The 15,915-nt window shown below is 67.5% G+C and carries 16 protein-coding genes and 1 pseudogene; 7 read left to right on the forward strand and 10 right to left on the reverse strand.

Features of this window, described 5'->3' with window-relative positions; genetic code table 11:
• Nucleotides 1-82: 82 nt before the first annotated feature.
• Nucleotides 83-1,735, forward strand: coding sequence for a methyl-accepting chemotaxis protein (locus HMPREF9710_RS05205; protein WP_005664527.1), 1,653 nt, complete (start codon nucleotides 83-85; stop codon nucleotides 1,733-1,735).
• Between the two features lie 70 nt (nucleotides 1,736-1,805).
• Here the strand turns inward: HMPREF9710_RS05205 and HMPREF9710_RS05210 are convergent, their stop codons facing one another.
• The 3 genes from HMPREF9710_RS05210 to HMPREF9710_RS05220 form a co-directional block, all read right to left on the reverse strand.
• Nucleotides 1,806-2,858 (reverse strand): glycosyltransferase family 9 protein, encoded by a 1,053-nt coding sequence (locus HMPREF9710_RS05210; RefSeq protein WP_005664529.1) that lies wholly within the window; start codon nucleotides 2,856-2,858, stop codon nucleotides 1,806-1,808.
• 126 nt (nucleotides 2,859-2,984) lie between these two features.
• Nucleotides 2,985-4,400: a N,N-dimethylformamidase beta subunit family domain-containing protein gene (locus HMPREF9710_RS05215; RefSeq protein ID WP_005664531.1), complete on the reverse strand. Its 1,416-nt coding sequence runs from the start codon at nucleotides 4,398-4,400 to the stop codon at nucleotides 2,985-2,987.
• The gene (locus tag HMPREF9710_RS05220; RefSeq protein WP_229409729.1) at nucleotides 4,397-5,980 is read right to left on the reverse strand and encodes a carbamoyltransferase C-terminal domain-containing protein; all 1,584 of its coding nucleotides are present in this window, start codon (nucleotides 5,978-5,980) and stop codon (nucleotides 4,397-4,399) included. The genes HMPREF9710_RS05215 and HMPREF9710_RS05220 overlap by 4 nt, the downstream gene beginning before the upstream one ends.
• A 341-nt stretch (nucleotides 5,981-6,321) precedes the next feature.
• On the opposite strand from HMPREF9710_RS05220, the gene nudC reads away from it, so the two are divergent.
• Entirely contained in the window at nucleotides 6,322-7,143 is an 822-nt protein-coding gene (gene nudC / locus HMPREF9710_RS05225; RefSeq protein ID WP_005664534.1) for an NAD(+) diphosphatase, read from the forward strand.
• 16 nt (nucleotides 7,144-7,159) lie between these two features.
• On the opposite strand, the gene HMPREF9710_RS05230 is transcribed toward nudC, so the two are convergent.
• Complete coding sequence (locus tag HMPREF9710_RS05230; protein WP_005664536.1) at nucleotides 7,160-8,071, reverse strand: hypothetical protein; 912 nt, start codon at nucleotides 8,069-8,071, stop codon at nucleotides 7,160-7,162.
• 143 nt (nucleotides 8,072-8,214) lie between these two features.
• Here HMPREF9710_RS05230 and folE point away from each other — a divergent pair, with 143 nt between their 5' ends.
• The 3 genes and pseudogenes from folE (at nucleotide 8,215) to HMPREF9710_RS05245 (ending at nucleotide 9,914) form a co-directional block, all read left to right on the forward strand.
• Nucleotides 8,215-8,781: a GTP cyclohydrolase I FolE gene (folE, locus tag HMPREF9710_RS05235; protein ID WP_005664537.1), complete on the forward strand. Its 567-nt coding sequence runs from the start codon at nucleotides 8,215-8,217 to the stop codon at nucleotides 8,779-8,781.
• Nucleotides 8,782-8,861: 80 nt separating this feature from the next.
• Nucleotides 8,862-9,134, forward strand: a pseudogene (locus HMPREF9710_RS05240) (transposase); the annotation flags it as partial.
• A 282-nt stretch (nucleotides 9,135-9,416) separates the two neighbouring features.
• The gene (locus tag HMPREF9710_RS05245; protein ID WP_229409730.1) at nucleotides 9,417-9,914 is read left to right on the forward strand and encodes a phosphatase PAP2 family protein; all 498 of its coding nucleotides are present in this window, start codon (nucleotides 9,417-9,419) and stop codon (nucleotides 9,912-9,914) included.
• Here HMPREF9710_RS05245 and HMPREF9710_RS05250 read toward each other — a convergent pair whose 3' ends face one another.
• Nucleotides 9,915-10,334, reverse strand: coding sequence for a hypothetical protein (locus tag HMPREF9710_RS05250; protein ID WP_229409731.1), 420 nt, complete (start codon nucleotides 10,332-10,334; stop codon nucleotides 9,915-9,917).
• Nucleotides 10,335-10,453: 119 nt separating this feature from the next.
• On the opposite strand from HMPREF9710_RS05250, the gene HMPREF9710_RS05255 reads away from it, so the two are divergent.
• Both HMPREF9710_RS05255 and HMPREF9710_RS05260 read left to right on the forward strand, forming a co-directional pair.
• Nucleotides 10,454-11,692, forward strand: coding sequence for an RtcB family protein (locus HMPREF9710_RS05255; protein ID WP_040775731.1), 1,239 nt, complete (start codon nucleotides 10,454-10,456; stop codon nucleotides 11,690-11,692).
• Nucleotides 11,693-11,723: 31 nt separating this feature from the next.
• Nucleotides 11,724-11,915, forward strand: a complete 192-nt coding sequence (locus tag HMPREF9710_RS05260) for a hypothetical protein (RefSeq protein WP_005664542.1) — start codon at nucleotides 11,724-11,726, stop codon at nucleotides 11,913-11,915.
• Between the two features lie 14 nt (nucleotides 11,916-11,929).
• On the opposite strand, the gene HMPREF9710_RS05265 is transcribed toward HMPREF9710_RS05260, so the two are convergent.
• The 5 genes from HMPREF9710_RS05265 to HMPREF9710_RS05285 all read right to left on the reverse strand — a co-directional run bounded on the left by HMPREF9710_RS05265 (nucleotide 11,930) and on the right by HMPREF9710_RS05285 (nucleotide 15,915).
• A complete protein-coding gene (locus HMPREF9710_RS05265; protein ID WP_005664543.1) occupies nucleotides 11,930-12,565 on the reverse strand; it encodes an HAD hydrolase-like protein in 636 nt (211 codons plus the stop codon).
• A gap of 159 nt (nucleotides 12,566-12,724) precedes the next feature.
• Complete coding sequence (locus HMPREF9710_RS05270) at nucleotides 12,725-13,648, reverse strand: AraC family transcriptional regulator (protein ID WP_005664544.1); 924 nt, start codon at nucleotides 13,646-13,648, stop codon at nucleotides 12,725-12,727.
• Between the two features lie 91 nt (nucleotides 13,649-13,739).
• Nucleotides 13,740-14,474: an SDR family oxidoreductase gene (locus tag HMPREF9710_RS05275; RefSeq protein WP_005664545.1), complete on the reverse strand. Its 735-nt coding sequence runs from the start codon at nucleotides 14,472-14,474 to the stop codon at nucleotides 13,740-13,742.
• A gap of 98 nt (nucleotides 14,475-14,572) precedes the next feature.
• Nucleotides 14,573-15,061 (reverse strand): hypothetical protein, encoded by a 489-nt coding sequence (locus HMPREF9710_RS05280; protein WP_005664546.1) that lies wholly within the window; start codon nucleotides 15,059-15,061, stop codon nucleotides 14,573-14,575.
• Nucleotides 15,058-15,915 carry a prepilin-type N-terminal cleavage/methylation domain-containing protein gene (locus tag HMPREF9710_RS05285; protein WP_051205024.1) on the reverse strand — a complete coding sequence of 286 codons (858 nt, stop codon included), beginning with the start codon at nucleotides 15,913-15,915 and terminating at the stop codon, nucleotides 15,058-15,060. The genes HMPREF9710_RS05280 and HMPREF9710_RS05285 overlap by 4 nt, the downstream gene beginning before the upstream one ends.

Genomic DNA, 15,915 nt, shown 5'->3' on the forward strand with positions numbered 1-15,915 from the left:
GGTTTCCGCGTGGAAATTGGTGAGAATTCAAGCGAGAATACAACGCTTGTCGGCAATCGCCTTCCTATCTTATTTCCCCAGCATGAACAATCTACGTATCAAGCACGTGATCACCGCCGTGGTCGGCGTGCTCATCCTGCTTACGATCGCCGTCGGCGCCATCGGATTTCATACCACCCAGCGCGCGGTCGACCTGCTCGAGAACCTCGCTCTGCGCGCAGCCAACCAGCAAACCGCTGTCGCGAGTATCGAACTGCGCATGGAGATGAATCGAAGCCATATCCTGCAAGCATTGCAACATAACCCGGAAAATCGGTTTGCGCCGCTCCATAACCATCCGCTATCGGTTCATAGTCAGTTCATCGCCAACAATAGTGAAGAATTGCGTAGGGAAATCGCCACGCTGCGTGCAAGCGTCGTCCGTCCCGAGACGCGGCAAGCGATCGAACAGTGGGCTGGCGTCAGCAACAACTTCGGTATGGCGTTGATAGATGAAGCCATGCGCGCCATCGAAGGCAGTCAGTGGGACCAGGCAAATGACATGCTGGGGAAAAAAATCAATCCGGTGTATGCCGAATCCATGAAGGCCTACAGGAATCTCGATGCATTCATGAACGAGCGCAACAAGCAGCAGAGCGAGCAACTCCACGCGGAACTGGACACCCTGAACATGATTGTGGTCGGCGCCATCCTGCTTGCCGTGCTGCTGGCTTGCGGCGCCACCGTCTATCTGGTGCGCGCCATCGGCGCGCCGCTGTCCAGGGCCGTCGACGTGGCGCGCCGGGTGGCTGCCGGTGACCTGGGCGTGCGGATCGATGTCGATTCGCGCAACGAGTTCGGTCAACTGCTGGCGGCGCTGCGCGACATGACGGCAAGCCTGGCCAGCATCGTCGGCGACGTGCGCAACGGCAGCGATACCATCGCCACCGCCTCCACCCAGATCGCAGCGGGCAACCTGGACCTGTCGGCGCGTACCGAGCAGCAGGCCAGCGCGATCGAAGAAACCGCCGCCTCGGTCGAGGAGCTGACGAGCACCGTGCGCCAGAATGCAGAGAACGCACGCCAGGCCAATGGATTGGCAGCATCGGCGTCAGACGTCGCCCGCCGCGGCGGCGCCGTGGTCACTGAAGTGATCGGCACGATGGGTGAAATCAATGCATCGGCGCGCAGGATCGTCGACATCATCGCGGTGATCGACGGCATCGCTTTCCAGACCAATATCCTGGCCCTGAATGCCGCGGTCGAGGCGGCGCGGGCCGGCGACCAGGGCCGTGGCTTCGCGGTCGTGGCGACCGAAGTGCGCAACCTGGCCCAGCGCTCGGCCAGCGCCGCCAAGGAAATCAAGGAATTGATCACCGATTCGGTCGGCAAGGTCGACAGCGGCAGCCGCCTGGTCGACCAGGCTGGCGCGACGATGGAAGAGATCGTTCAAAGCGTGCGCCGGGTGGCCGACATCATGGGCGAGATCACCACCGCCAGCGCCGAGCAGAGCGCCGGAATCGAACAGATCCACCAGGCCATCAGCCAGATGGACCAGGGAACCCAGCAGAATGCCGCGCTGGTCGAGGAGGCCGCCGGCGCCGCCCAGTCGCTGCAGGACAGCGCCGCAGGACTGGCACAGCGCGTCAGCGTCTTCAGGCTGGCCGCAGGCCAGCAATCCTCGGCGCCGGTCGCGCCGGCCGGAATGGCGAGCGCATCAAGAAAGCTGGCGCACTGGTCGCCGGCGCGTGCCTGACGCCTGCCTGCGCTAGCGCGGAGACCGGCCGGGATGGTCGCTGCGCGCAGCCTGCTTCGGACGACTGCGCTCACCAGTAAGGCCACATCCCCGCCGCCCGTTGCCTGCTGGGTTCGGCGCCAGTCAGCAGGGTGCGCGCATGTTGCAGCACGACGGTGGCGCGCTCGGCGCCGGGGTCCCAGATGCAGCGGTGACGCAGGCGGTCGAGCGGCGCCCAGCGCGCGATGTCGGCCTTGCTGAAGATGACCACGCTGTTCAGGCCCAGCCCGGCCGCGATGTGCGACACCCCGGTGTCGTTGCAGATCAGCAGGCGCGCGCGGCTCATCAGGGCGGCCATGGCGCCGATCGAGATCGGGGCGGCGGCGATGACGGCGGGCGCATGCATGCGATCGGCCACCGCCTGCGCCAGCGGCGCCTCGTCCGCCGATCCGGTCAGGACGATGCGCATGCCGAACTCGTCGGCAAGCCGATCGGCCACCCTGGCGAAGCGTTCCGGCGGCCAGCAGGTGTCGCGCTGGCGCGCTCCCGGGTGCACGCAGATATAGCTGCCCGGCTCGAGCCCTGCCGCCAGGCCGCTGGTGGCGAGCTCGTCCTCGTCTTCGCGCAGGATCGGGAACTCGAGGTGCGTGCCGGCCTCCGGCGCCCCAAGATGGCCGACCAGGTGCAGCAGGCGTTCCGGCTCGGCGCCGCTCTCGGGATAGGGGACGAGAACGGTCTTTTCGGTGCTCAATGGCTTGCCGCGGCAGTGGCCCGCCATTGCGGTCGCCCCGAAGCCGGAAACGATGTGGTTCGCGATGTCGCCGCTGCCGTGCAGTTGCACGGCCAGGCTGAATTCACGCGCGCACACGGTCGCATAGAACGGGGGCAGGTCGTCATGGTGCACGGTTTGCTCCGGCAGCAGGGGATGGCCCGGAAACGGCAGGAATTCATCGAGGTAGGCGGCAAACCGGTGGACGAACTGCGCTGCCCACGGCAGGCCGACCAGGGCAATTCTGGCCTTGGGCAAGGCGGTGCGCAGGGCGCGCAGGGCCGGGACCGCACACAGCATGTCGCCAAGATGCAGTGCGCGAAACACCACGACCGATTGGATAGGAATGCGATGCAGCAATGGTCGCCGGAGCATGGCTTTTTCTCCTCTCAACATCGTTTTTCATCGCGGCGAATTCTTGTCGTTCGCCGATTGCCCTTCTCCTTGCACGAAACATATCGCTAGCCCTGCCTTGCCCTTCGTGAAACAGCCGCGCCCGCATCACGCCAGCAAACGGTCGAGCACATTGCGCGTGATGCGTTCGACGCGGCGGTCGCGCGGCCCGTCGATGACTTGCGCCCAGTCGGTGGTTCCGGCCGAGAACACGGTGCCGCCGCGCTGGTAGATGCCCAGCGTGGCGGCGTGGATGCCTTCGCGGGCGGCGTGCCGCTCGCGCGAAGGAAGATCTTGCCAGTGGCGGTCGAGGTGGCAGGCCGCCAGCACCTGGTAGCCGTGCGGCGTGCCGGCGCGGTCGCACCAGGCGGACAGGGTCGCCTTGCCGCTGTCGTGGTCGAAGGCGGCGAGCGGGGCGCCGTCGCAGGCATGGCCGGCCAGGGGCGGCCAGGTGTCGTGGCCGAAGCGCTCGCCCTGCGCCAGGCCGGTGCCGGCGAATATCCAGTGGCTGGCATCCTGGACCCGGAACCCGCCGCTGTGGCGCGGGCCGTCGCGCCAGCCGCCGCCGTGGCGGTAGCTGGCGCCGCTCAGGCTGTCTTCTGGACGGGCCGCGCCGCCCGGCCGCCACCAGTGGTCGGGCGCATCCTGCGGCCCGTCCTGCCGGCACACCAGGGCCGTGCCGCCGTCGACCAGGTGGACGCGCCACCAGCACAGCTTGGCGCCGAAGAAGGCGACGTTGCCGCCGCCTTCGACGAAGGCTTCGACGGCGTCGCGGCGCGCCTCGGTCCAGTATTCGTCGTGGCCCGCGCCGACCAGCAGCCGGTAGCGGCCGAGCAGGGCGGGATCGGCATGGATGTCGAGATCGGTGCAATAGTCGACCGCGTAGCCGCTGCGCTCGAGCCAGCGCACGAAGCGGGCGTCCCAGTGGGCGAACGTCTGGCGCGGCGAGCGGCAGTCGTAATGGTCGGGGGCGCCCCAGACCGGCCCGCCGATGCCGCCGCCCGGCCTGCGCAGCGAGACCCGCGCCCCAGGCGGCGTTGCGGCGCGCTGCGCTGCCTGGTAGTCACCGCCGCCACCGCCGCTGCGGTTGTAGGCGTGGTAGGTGGCCAGCGGCAGCTTGTACAACAGGCGGCGCGCAGGGCGGCGGCCGGCGTCGGCGCCGCTCGGGACATGCACGGAGGGCGGGGCCGCGGCGTCGGGTTCGGCCCGCACCACGAACAGGGCCGCGCCGGCATCCTGGTCGAGCCGCGGCGGGCGCGGACCGGCGTCTTCGAGCTGGGCCAGGTAGACGCCGGAGCGCAGCGACGGATCCAGCGCCAGCGAGTAGTCGGGCCAGTGCCAGTCGTCGGCCGGATCGGCATCGAGGGCATGCTTGCCGGGCAACCAGTCGCTGCGCATGACGGGCTCGAAACCATCGCCCCAGCGGTACAGTGCGGCGCGAAAGCGCGGCCGGTCGGTCGACACGTGCAGCTGCAGGCGTTCGCCGGGCCAGATGCTGGCATGGCGTGGGTAGCCGCGGATCATGCCGGCAACCCTGGTTCGTGGCGCTTCATGACGAGGTAGGGCGGCATGGCCAGGCCGTGCAGCGGCAGGCGCCGGAAAGTGGCGACGGCCTCTTGCGGCGTTTCGACCAGCGGCTCGTGCCTGCCGCACAAGGAGGTGCCCAGCAGCACCGGCACCCCGGTGCGCACTTCGAAGCCGGCCAGCAGGGCGCGCAGCACCGGATCGTCGCTGGGACCGACCGTCTGCAGGCGCGCGCTGCCGTCGACGTGGGTGACCGCCGCCAGCAGCGGCATCACGCTGCTGCGCACCGGGACCGCGAACTGCATGAAGGGCGATGGCGCCTGCAGGTCGAAATACTGGGACGCGCGCTCTTCGGCCACCATCGGGGAGAAGGGGCGGAACCATTCGCGCTCCTTGACGCGGGCGTTGATCCAGTCGCGCATGCGCTCGCGGCGCGGATCGGCCAGGATGCTGCGGTGGCCCAGCCCGCGCGGGCCGAATTCGCTGCGGCCCTGGTACAGGCCGACGACCCGGCCCGAGCACAGCAGGTCGAGCATGCGCGCGCACAGGGCGTCGCGCCCGCGCGGATGCTCGACGATCAGGTCGCTCGCGCCATCGAGCGCCGCCTCGATGTCGGCCAGCTGGGGCGCCGGACCGAGATAGTCGTGGGTCCAGCGGAAGTCGGCGCTGCGGCCGGCCAGCTCGAGCAGGCCGTAGATGGCGCAGCCGAGGGCAGCGCCGGCCGCGCCCGGCGCCGGCGGCACGAACACGCGCCGGAACGGGCCCTCGCGCAGCAGGCGCGCATTGGCCGCGCCATTGAGGGCGGCGCCGCCGGTGAGGCACAGGTCGTCCAGGCCGGTGCGCCCGTGCAGCCAGCGGGCCAGCGCCAGCAGCGCTTCTTCGAAAGCGCGCTGGCCGGCCGCCGCCAGGTTGGCGCAGTCGGTGAAGCTGGCCTTGGGCGAGCCGAAGCGGAAACGCTCGGCTTCTTCGAGCAGCACCGGCCAGGCAGGCGGGATGGCGACCTGCATGCCGTCGACCTCGAGTGGCGGCAGGCCGAGCGCGTGCGGATCGCCGTAGGGCGCCAGGTCGGTCACCTTGCCCTCGTGGCCCTGGCCTGGGAACAGCGCCTGGGTGAGCCTGGCGTAGAACATGCCGAGCCCGGCGGGGTGCTGGTCGCCATCCTCCCTCAGTTGCTGGCCGATGCGGGCGATGCGTTCGCGGTCGACGCGATGGCAGGAGGCGACTTCGCGCCGCCCGTCGGCCCCCACGCTGCCCCGGCCGCCCACGACCATCACCGCGGCCTCGCGGAAGGGAGACGGGTGGAAGGCGCCCACCACGTGCGCCAGGTGCTGCGGGATGCGCGCGCGGCGCGCGCCGCGGGCGAAGACGAGGGCATGGTCGCCATCGCCGCCGGCCGCCTCGGCGGCCACTGCGTTTGCCACCCCGCCGGCTCCCGCGCCGGATGCATGGCATTCGACCAGTACGTCGAGCGGTCGTTCGAGCCCGGACAGGTGGGGCAGGTAGAAGGTCTCGATGTCGCCCGGCTCTCCCGGGTGGTGCTGGTGGCGGGTGAGGCGCGCTTTCTGGATTGCCCATTGCACGTGTGAACCGTGCATGAGGCAGACGCTCGCATGCCGGTCGCGGTTTATACCGAGCACAACGGGGGTATCGTCCATCGTCTTCTCCTGGTTAGCGCAGCGGCAGATCAGTGGGTCGAACACCGGGAACGACAGCCGGTGTATGCCGGATTGAAAGCAGCGGGCAGCGTGCGGTAGTCAGCCATTGGTAGTCAGCCATTCTTTGAGCGCGACCGTTCAGGATTAGTTCGCGGCCATGCGGCGAATTCGGCCGGCGGCGCCGGGTCGCCCGCGCCGGGCCGGCGCCGGTACGCTCACCGGAAAGGCGGTATCATCGATGGATCCTGGCCACCATTTTCCCGACCATGCTCCAGACGCCCGCCTCCTTCACGCCGCTGTTCGCGCCGCATCCCGACCCGGAACCCTTGAACTTCCTGTTCCACAAGGGACAGCTCCTGGTGCGCGAAGACGGGCCGGCATTGCCGGACGCGGCGGCGCTGGAGCGCATGGGCGTGGCGCGCGACACGCTACAGCCGCTGGGCTTGCTGGACGGACGGTATTGCCAGGCCGGCTGGTTCGACCTGGAACCGGCGCTGCCGCCGGGCCATGCCTGGCGCGGCCTGCGTGCGCTGTTCGGGGTGATCGACGAGGCGCTGGTGGGCGTCGCGGGAAGGGCGGCGCAAGTGGCCGAGTGGGCGCGCACCCACCGCTTCTGCGGCGTGTGCGGCAGCGGCACCGTGCTGGCCGTCGGCGAGCGTTGCTTCAAGTGCGTCAATTGCGGCCACATGGCCTATCCGCGCATCTCGCCGGCCATGATGGTGCTGATCCGCAAGGGCGACTCGGTGCTGCTGGCCAAGCACCTGCAGCATGCGACGCAGCGCTTCGTGCCGCTGGCCGGCTTCCTGGAAGCGGGCGAGTCGATCGAGGAAGCGATCCACCGCGAGGTGTTCGAAGAGGTGGGCCTGCGCGTGCACAATCTGCGCTACTTCTCCAGCCAGTCGTGGCCGTTCCCGCACTCGCTGATGCTGGCCTTCACGGCCGACTACCTCGAGGGCGAGATCCGGGTCGACACCAGCGAGATCGCAGAGGCGCGCTGGTTCGGCCCGGACGACGAATGGCCGGAGCGGGTGCCGCAGATGTCGATCTCGAGCGTCCTGGTGGACGCCCACCGCCCGCCCGGCCGTTAGGACGCGGGCGGCTCGCTCAGGGCCGGGCCGGCGCCACCACCACGGTCACGCCATCCGGCGCGCTGGCGGCGGTTGGCGCCAACGCGGGCGCCATGGCTTGTTCGACATTGAGCGGGGCCGGCTTGGCGCCGGTGCTGCGCAGGTTGATCGCGCGCTGCAGGATGTCGAACCAGAACGGCGCGCCGAACAGGGTGGTGCTGGCGGTCACCAGCCAGCCCGAGGCCTGCAGCGCGAAATCGGCATCGAGCAGCGGCGGAAAGGCTTGCCAGCCGATCGGCAGCACCCACAGCTGGGCCATCACGTCGGCGTCCAGCCCGTCGGGCACGGAGGTGATGTGGGCCGCCATGGCGGGATGCTGCCACAGGGTCTGGAACAGGTGGATGCTGTCGATGTTGAACAGGATCGTCAGCAGCAGCGAGACCAGGAACGAGATCAGGAGCTGGCGCCGCTTGTAGACGCCGGACAGGCGTTCCATGGCGGTTTCGAACCAGCCGGCAAGGGCCGCCTGGAAGCGCTGCAGGTCGCCGCCCGCCTGCTGGTACAGGGTCTGCAGGGTGCGCCGCAACTGGGGATCGGGAACGGCGGCGATGTCGGCCTCGAGCGAGCCCTGGCCCCCGCGGATGGCGTCGATCAGCGCGATCGCGAAGTTTGCCGGTTCGATGTAGGATGGGCGCAGCCTGGCGGGCAGGCGTGCGCCGGGATCGAGCGCACCGGCGTGCGGGTTGACCAGCGGATGCGCGTACAGCGCCCGCGCCGTGGCGTCGAAGCGGGGATCGTTCAGCATGCGCTTGATGGCATCCTGCAGCATGCCGGCGCGCAGGCGGAAGCTTGCTGCCAGCGCTTCCTGCAAGGTGGTGACGACCAGCGCCAGGGTGCCGTAGCAAAATGCCAGGCCGATGGCGACTTCCAGAACCGTGCTGCCGAACATAGCGCTCTCCCAGGCTGGAACCACACTCAACGCTAAGCGATCTGTGTCATATCGGATTTAATTTTCCTCAAGAATAGGGCGGCCGCCAGCCGGCTACGGTGCTTCCCTATATACTTGCGGCAATCGTTTTTTTAAGGTGCACCATGTCTGACAAAGAAGCTTTCACAGAACACGACTGGCGTCGTCTCCTGACCAGCCTGGGCGAAAATCCGGAGCGTCCGGGCCTGGTCGAAACGCCGGCACGCGTCGCGAAAGCCTGGAAACACTGGACCTCGGGCTACAACCAGGATCCGGTGGAAGTGCTCAAGGCGTTCGAGGATGGCGCCGAGGAATACAATGAACTGATCGTGGTGCGCGGCATTCCGGTCTACAGCCACTGCGAACACCACCTGGCGCCGTTCTTCGGCAAGGCCACCGTCGGCTACCTGCCGAACGGAAAGATCGTGGGCCTGTCGAAGCTGACCCGACTGGTCGACATCTTCTCCAAGCGGCTGCAGGTGCAGGAACGCATGACGATGCAGATCGCCAATGCGCTGATGGAAGTGCTGGAACCGAAGGCCGTCGGCGTCGTCGTCAAGTGCCGCCATATGTGCATGGAAAGCCGCGGCATCCGCGCCATCGGCGAAGAAACCATCACCTCGACGCTGCTGGGCGAGCTGCAACCGAACCTGGCGCTGCGCACCGAGTTCCTCGCGCTGGCGCGCGACTGAGATCCCGCGAATAGGTTACGTTGTAAATACAACGGGAACCTGTTCCAGATCAGGACCTCCAAGTTGTTTTGGAGGTCAATATGGATCGTCCAGCCTATCCCAGCGATATTCCTCGCGAGCAGTTCGAGGCGATACGGGCCATGCTCGAGGCGGCCCGGCGCAAGACGCGTCCGCGCAAGCATGATTTGTACGATGTGTTCTGCGCCGTGCTGTACTTCCTGCACACCGGCACCACCTGGCGTGCGATGCCGGCCGGCTATCCGCCCTGGCGCACCGTGCACGAGTATTTCACCCAGTGGACCATGCAGCGCGAGAACGGTCAGTCGCTGCTCGAAAGCGTGCTGGAGAAAGCGGAGAGGCAGGCCGAACTCGCCCAGCTGCGCTCCTTGATGCACAAACGCTAGGCGCCCCGCACGAGCTGTCACTTTTTTGTCACATTCTGTTGCACTTTGCCAAAGGTGCGCAGGAATGGATGGGCTAAGCTATGGAAAAAGTTATCAATTTTTCATCAATAGCCCCGCGCCATGTTCGAGCACGTCAATCTGATCCTGTTTTCCGCCCTGAATGCCCATGCTGGCCTGACTGGCTGGCAATTGTTGGGGGCTATGTTTGCAGCCGAATGGCTGATTTTCCTGGTGCCTTTTTCCCTGGTCTTGTTGTGGGCCAGTGGGACGGGTCCGCGGCGCGAGGTGGCGCTGCGCGCCTTCCTGGCGGCGGCCTGTGCGCTGACCCTGAACGCCATGATCGGCCACCTGTGGTACAGCCCGCGTCCCTTCGTGGCCGAGATCGGCCATACCTTCCTGCTGCATGCCCCCGACAGCTCTTTCCCCAGCGACCACGCGACCAGCATCTTCTCGGTGGCGCTGGTGCTGGCCTTCAGCCGCGTGCCGCTGGCGCGCAGCCTGGGACTGGTGATGCTGCCGATCTCGCTGCTCGTGGCCTGGTCGCGCGTCTATCTCGGCGTGCATTGGCCGAAAGACATGATCGGGGCCTTGCTGGTGTCGGGCGGCTTTGCGCTGCTGGCCTATACGCCGCTGGCGCAGGCCGCCTGCGCACGGGCGCTGCCGGCGCTCGAACTGGTCTATCACCGGCTGCTGGCGCTGCCGATCGGACGCGGGTGGCTGCGGCCCTGATTATTCTTCAGTCGACGCTTCCGGCTTTTCGAAGGTCAGCTTGTCGTCATCGCCGAGTTCGAAGATTCCCAGCGGCAGGCCGGTGACGGCGTCGGCATCCGGCGCTGCCAGCTCGGTGCAGCCCGTGGTGTCGATCTGCCAGGCCTGGTCATCGGCGCGCAGGGTATACACGTTGTTGCCGTTGCCGAACAACTCGACCTGCAAACCCGACAGCCATACCGACCCCAGCTCGAGCTGGCGCTGGCATTCCGGCAGGCGCGACATGATCACGCGCAGCGTTCCTTCCTTGGCCCAAAAGGTTTCTTTCTCGACCCTGACCGTGATCGCGTGATCGGTGTTCGGATCGATGGAATAGGTGGCCGTCTCGATGAAGCAGCCGGTCAACAGCAGCGGAGCCAGGAGGATGAGGGGAAGGCGCATCGGCAGTGTCATTGTTCATTCATGCAACAGTGTGGTGTGCCGAGTATAGCAATAGCGATAAGGACGGCGCCAATTCAGGCGGACAGCATGGATTGTCGTTTTGCGCCATCATGCGCCGCATGGAAAAGAACGACTACGAAGTGCTCGGCGGCCCGACAGCCAGTCGTCCCGTGAAGATGTGGACCAGGGGCGTGCCGGTCGAGCCGGAGGCGAAGGAACAGTTGTCGAAACTGGCGCAACTGCCGTTCGTCTTCCACCACGTCGCCGTCATGCCCGACGTCCATGTTGGCAAGGGATCGACGATCGGCAGCGTGATCCCGACCCTGGGGGCGGTGATCCCGGCCGCGGTCGGCGTCGACATCGGCTGCGGCATGATGGCCGCCAAGACCACCCTGCGCGCCGACGACTTGCCCGACAACCTGGGCAGGCTGCGCAGCGCCATCGAGCAGGCGGTGCCGCATGGCATGTCGCCCAAGACACGGCACGCCAAGGGCCGCGACGTCGGTTCCTGGAACAATCCGCCGCCGACCGTCGATGCCGGCTGGGCCAGGCTCAAGAACGAGTTCGACGAGATCTGCCGCAAGTATCCGAAGCTGCGGCATGCGAACCACTACAAGCACCTGGGCACCCTGGGCAGCGGCAACCATTTCGTCGAGGTTTGCCTGGACGAGGAAAACTTCGTCTGGCTGATGCTGCATTCCGGCTCGCGCGGCGTGGGCAATGCGATCGGCACCCATTTCATCGAGCTGGCGCGGCAGGACATGCGGCGCCACATGGTCAACCTGCCGGACCAGGACCTGGCCTACCTCGAAGAAGGCACCCAGCACTACGATGACTACGTCGAGGCGGTCGGCTGGGCCCAGAAGTTCGCGCGCATCAACCGCGAAGTCATGATGCAGAACCTGATCCACGCCGTACGCAGCGTGATCAAGAAGCCTTTCGAGACGCATGTGGAAGCAGTCAATTGCCACCATAACTATGTGCAGCGCGAGCGCCACTTCGGCAAGGACGTCCTGATCACGCGCAAGGGCGCGGTGTCGGCGCGCGAAGGCGAGCTGGGCATCATCCCCGGTTCGATGGGCGCGCGCAGTTTCATCGTGCGCGGCAAGGGTAATCCAGAAAGCTTCAATAGCTGCAGCCATGGCGCGGGTCGCGTGATGAGCCGCACCGAAGCCAAGCGCCGCTTCACGGTGGCCGACCAGGAGCGCGCCACGCGCGGGGTCGAATGCCGCAAGGACGAAGGCGTGATCGATGAAATTCCGATGGCCTACAAGGACATCGACGCCGTCATGCACGCCCAGCGCGAGCTGGTCGACGTGGTCCACACCCTCAAGCAGGTGGTGTGCGTGAAGGGATGAGCGCCCCATCTTCCACCAAGCGAGCCTGTCCATGACTGAAGACCAGAGCCTGACTGCCCGTCGCGGCAACGCGCCGGTTGCGCCACCCTCCGAGGTGCACGATCCGCAGCGCAATCCGGCGCCATCGACGCCGCCCGACAACCTGTGCCGCGCCGGCAGCTATGCCGGCCTGGTCACGGCGGTACGCAAGGCGCTCGAGCGCAACGCCGACTTCGGCAGCTGAATCTGCCGGGGATACTAGCGCCGCGCCAGCGACAGCAGGTCGGCCGGCGCGCCGAACTCGCGCTCCGGCGCCACCCGGCGCAGCGTCTCGATCGGCGCATAGCCCCAGCTGACCGCGCCGAAGCCGATGCCGGCGCGGCGCGCGGCGTCGGCGTCCGTGGTCTGGTCGCCCACGTACAGCGCCTGCGACGGTGGCGTGCTCGCCAGCCGCACCACCTTGCGGATGCGCGCGGCCTTGCCGAAGATCGACATGCCGCATTCGTACTGCCGCATCAGGGCCGCCAGCTCGGGCCCGAGCACGGCGCGCACGTTCTCCTCGGCATTCGAGGACACCACCGCCAGCCGCACGCCGGCGCGGTCGAGCTCGCGCAGGATCGGGCCGATGCCGTCGAACAGCGGGATGCGGCCGGCGCCGGTGACGGCGCGCATGCGGTCGATGAAGGAGCGCGAGGCGAACGGCAGCTTCCAGGCCGGCATGCCGACGTGGCGCATCACGTCGCGCGGCCCGTAGTGGCGCAGCCGCTCGGCCTGCTCGGCGTCGACCCGCCGGAAGCCGTGCTGGTCGGCGATATCGTTGAACACGCTCAAAAAGAAGGGCCAGGAATCGGCCAGCGTGCCGTCGAAGTCGAAGATCGCCAGGCGGTAGCTCATGCGGGGAGCCGGGAAGGAGTGGTCATGGCGCGATTATAGGAGACGGCGGCCATGGGGTGACGCCTGGTTTCCAATCGCCCGCGGGCGCCGCGCGCTGCTGATCCAGGAGCTCAGTGCGCAGCGCATCCTGGAGCGGGTCCGCGGCGCGCCGGTGGCCGCCTAGCGCATCGCCTGCAGCAGGCTGGCGCCATCGAGTGACTGGCGCAGCCGCGTCGAGTCGCGCCCCGGCGACAGGCCGAAGAAGCGCGCGTACTCGCGCGAGAACTGCGAGCTGCTCTCGTAGCCGACCGCATGGCCGGCGCGCGCCGCGTCCTTGGCGCCGGTGAGCATCAGGCGCCGCGCTTCCTGCAGGCGCAGCTGCTTCTGGTATTGGAGGGGGCTCATCGACGTCACCGACTTGAAGTGTTCGTGCAGGGTCGACGAACTCATGCCCACGTCGCCGGCCAGGCGCTCGACGCTCAGCGGGCGGTTGAAGTTGTCCTTGATCCAGCAGATCGCGCGCGTGACCTGGGCCATGCGGCCTTCGCCGCGCGCGATGTGGCGCACCACGTCGGCGTGTTCGCCGGTGAGCAGGCGATAGTGCAGCTCCTTCAACAGCAGCGGGGCCAGCACCGGAATGTCTTGCGGCGCCTCGAGCAGGCGCACCAGGCGCGCCGCGACGTCGGCCAGGCCAGGCGTGGTCTCGCTCAGGAACAGGCCGCGCGCCGACGCCGCGCCGCGTGCGCGTGGCATGGGGCGCCCCGGCAGTTCGAGGTCGAGCGCGGCCAGCACCTGGGGATCGAGGTCGACCCGCAGGCACAGATAGGGTTCTTCCTTGCTGGCCTGGGTGACGCAGCCGGTCAACGGCAGGTCGACCGACACCACCAGGAACTTGGCCGGGTCGTAATGGAAATCGTTGCCGGCCAGCGACACCAGCTTGGCGCCTTGCGCGATGATGCAGACCGCCGGCGCATGCACCACGTGCAGCGGTTCGGTGGTGCGGTCGCTGCGGATCAGCCACATGCCGGAAACGGGGCTCTGGTGCATGCCTTCGATGGGCGCATGGCGGGCAATCAGGTCGGCGAGTTCACGGATCGCTTGCATCGTCGTTCTCCTCGTGGCGGTGGCGGTTCATGCGCCTATTACACCCTATAACGCGCGTGAAATGCTCCGCAAGGATTGCCCAATCCTCCGGCTACACCACGCCGCCGTTGGCGCGCAACACCTGGCCGTTGACCCAGCCGGCCTCAGGGCCGGCCAGGAAGGACACGACACGGGCGATATCCTCCGGCTCGCCCAAGCGCTCCAGCGGCGGCAACCCGGCGAAATGGGCGATCTGCTCGGGCGTCTTGCCGTCGAAGAACAGCTCGGTCGCCACCGGGCCCGGCGCCACCACGTTGACGCGGATACGGCGGCCGCGCAGCTCCTTGGCGAAGATCTGGCTCATCGTCTCGACGGCGGCCTTGGTGGCGCCGTAGATCGCGTAGCCGGGCGGCTTGAGGCCGACCACGCTGGTGGAAAAGTTGACGATGCTGCCGTCGTCGTTCAGGCGCGTGGCCGCTTCGCGCATGGTGTTGAAGCTGCCCTGCACATTGATGGCGAAGGTGCGCGCGAACAGTTCGTCGCTGGTATCGGCCAGCGGCACCGTCTTGAGGATGCCGGCATTGTTGACCAGGACGTCGACCTTGCCCAGCTCGCGCTCGGTGGTGTCGAACAAGGCGCGCACCTGGTCGGGCTGGGCGACGTCGGCCTGGATCGCGATGGCCGTATGGCCGGCGGCGCGCAGGGCGGCGACGGTTTTCTCGGCTTCCTGGGTATTGCTGGCGTAGTTGATGGCGACGCGGTAGCCGTCTTCGGCCAGGCGGCGGGCGACGGCGGCGCCGATGCCGCGCGAGGCGCCGGTGACGATGGCAACTTTGGATGGGGTCATGGATGCTCCTCGGGTTGGTTGAGGACTCCATGATGCGCTGCTATCGGAAAAAGATCATTCCTGCGAAACCACCATCATTGTTTCGTTGCGGATAATATTTAGTAGCAGGGATTATTATCGGCAGTCATGCAGACGGTGGCGACCCGTTTGCGTTCCACGTAGTCCGGCCGTGGGACGCTGCCGTCGTCCGGGCAAGCGCCGGGGCCATTGCGGTTGCAGGCGACCGACTGGATCGTGTAGATGTGCTTGACGGTCGCTTCCGGCTCGCCGTTGGCGCCGGGGTGTTGGCCTTCGCGGAAGACGCGGTAGGAGCAGGTGACCGTGACCCGGAAACCGCTGTCGTCGACGAAATCGCCGAGGTCCGTGGCGGCGCCCGTTTGCGTGCAACGGCTGCCGAGGCCCTGGTAGACCCATTCGATGCCGGCGCGCGCCGCCAGGCCGGCGCGGGCGCCGAGCAGGGACTGGTTGACGGTGGCCTGCTGGGTATTGGTCAGCTGCAGCAGGGCCACCGCGATCCCGGCGACCACCACCAGGAACACGATCGCCGCGATATAGGCGAAGCCGGATTGGGGGCGCGCTTGGCTCATGGCACGTTGTCCACGTGGGCGCCGATGGTGAGCGGGACCGACTCGCCCTTGTCGCTCAGGGTCAGCTGCAGCTGGATGAAGCCGCTTTCCTGGGTCGCGCCCTGGTTGGGAGAATAGATGAAGGCGCAATGCGATACCTTGTCCGCCACCAGCGCGGCGCCGGCCGGCGCCGCTGCCGGGCAGGTTTCGTTGAAGTGGAAGCTTGCGTCGGCGAGGCGGTACAGCTTGCCCGCGCCGGTGCCTCCGGCCAGCTCCGCGCCGAGGCACAGGTAGGTGACGACTTTTTCGTCCTTCGGCACGATGACGAAACGTCCGCCGTCATAGCCCGGCGGGACCCGGATGGGGGCGTCGAGGGTGATGCTGGACACCCCGGTGGCGGCGTTGGTGGGAGCGCCCGATGCATTGACGATGCCGACGTTCACCTGGTCATAAACGTCGCTCGTGTTCTGGTTGCCGATCACGATGGCATCGCCCGGCACGGGCGCATTGACGTAGTCGGTCAGCACGTCGAAGCGGTCCCTGGTTTCGGTATCGTCGAGGAAGTCGCCGGCCACAGTGTTGCCTTCGATGTGGGGACCCATGCGGTAGCGGCCGCCGTCTTTGGTCGGCACCAGTTCCATGCACGTTGACGATCCGAGCCGCAGCGAATTGGGCACCGCGCTGCGCACTTCGCCGACGATCTTGCGCAGGGCCGTGTCGGCCTGGTTGGTCAGCGCCGCGCGTTGCCCGACCAGCAGGTAGCTGCGGATCGCCGGCAGCAGCTGCAGGACGAGCACGCCGCCGATGATGCCGATCAGGACGATGACGACGATCAGCTCGACCAGCGTGAAGCCGCGCGCGAGGGGGCGCTTCAT

The sequence above is a fragment of the Massilia timonae CCUG 45783 genome (assembly GCF_000315425.1).
GTDB classification, from domain to species: domain Bacteria; phylum Pseudomonadota; class Gammaproteobacteria; order Burkholderiales; family Burkholderiaceae_D; genus Telluria; species Telluria timonae.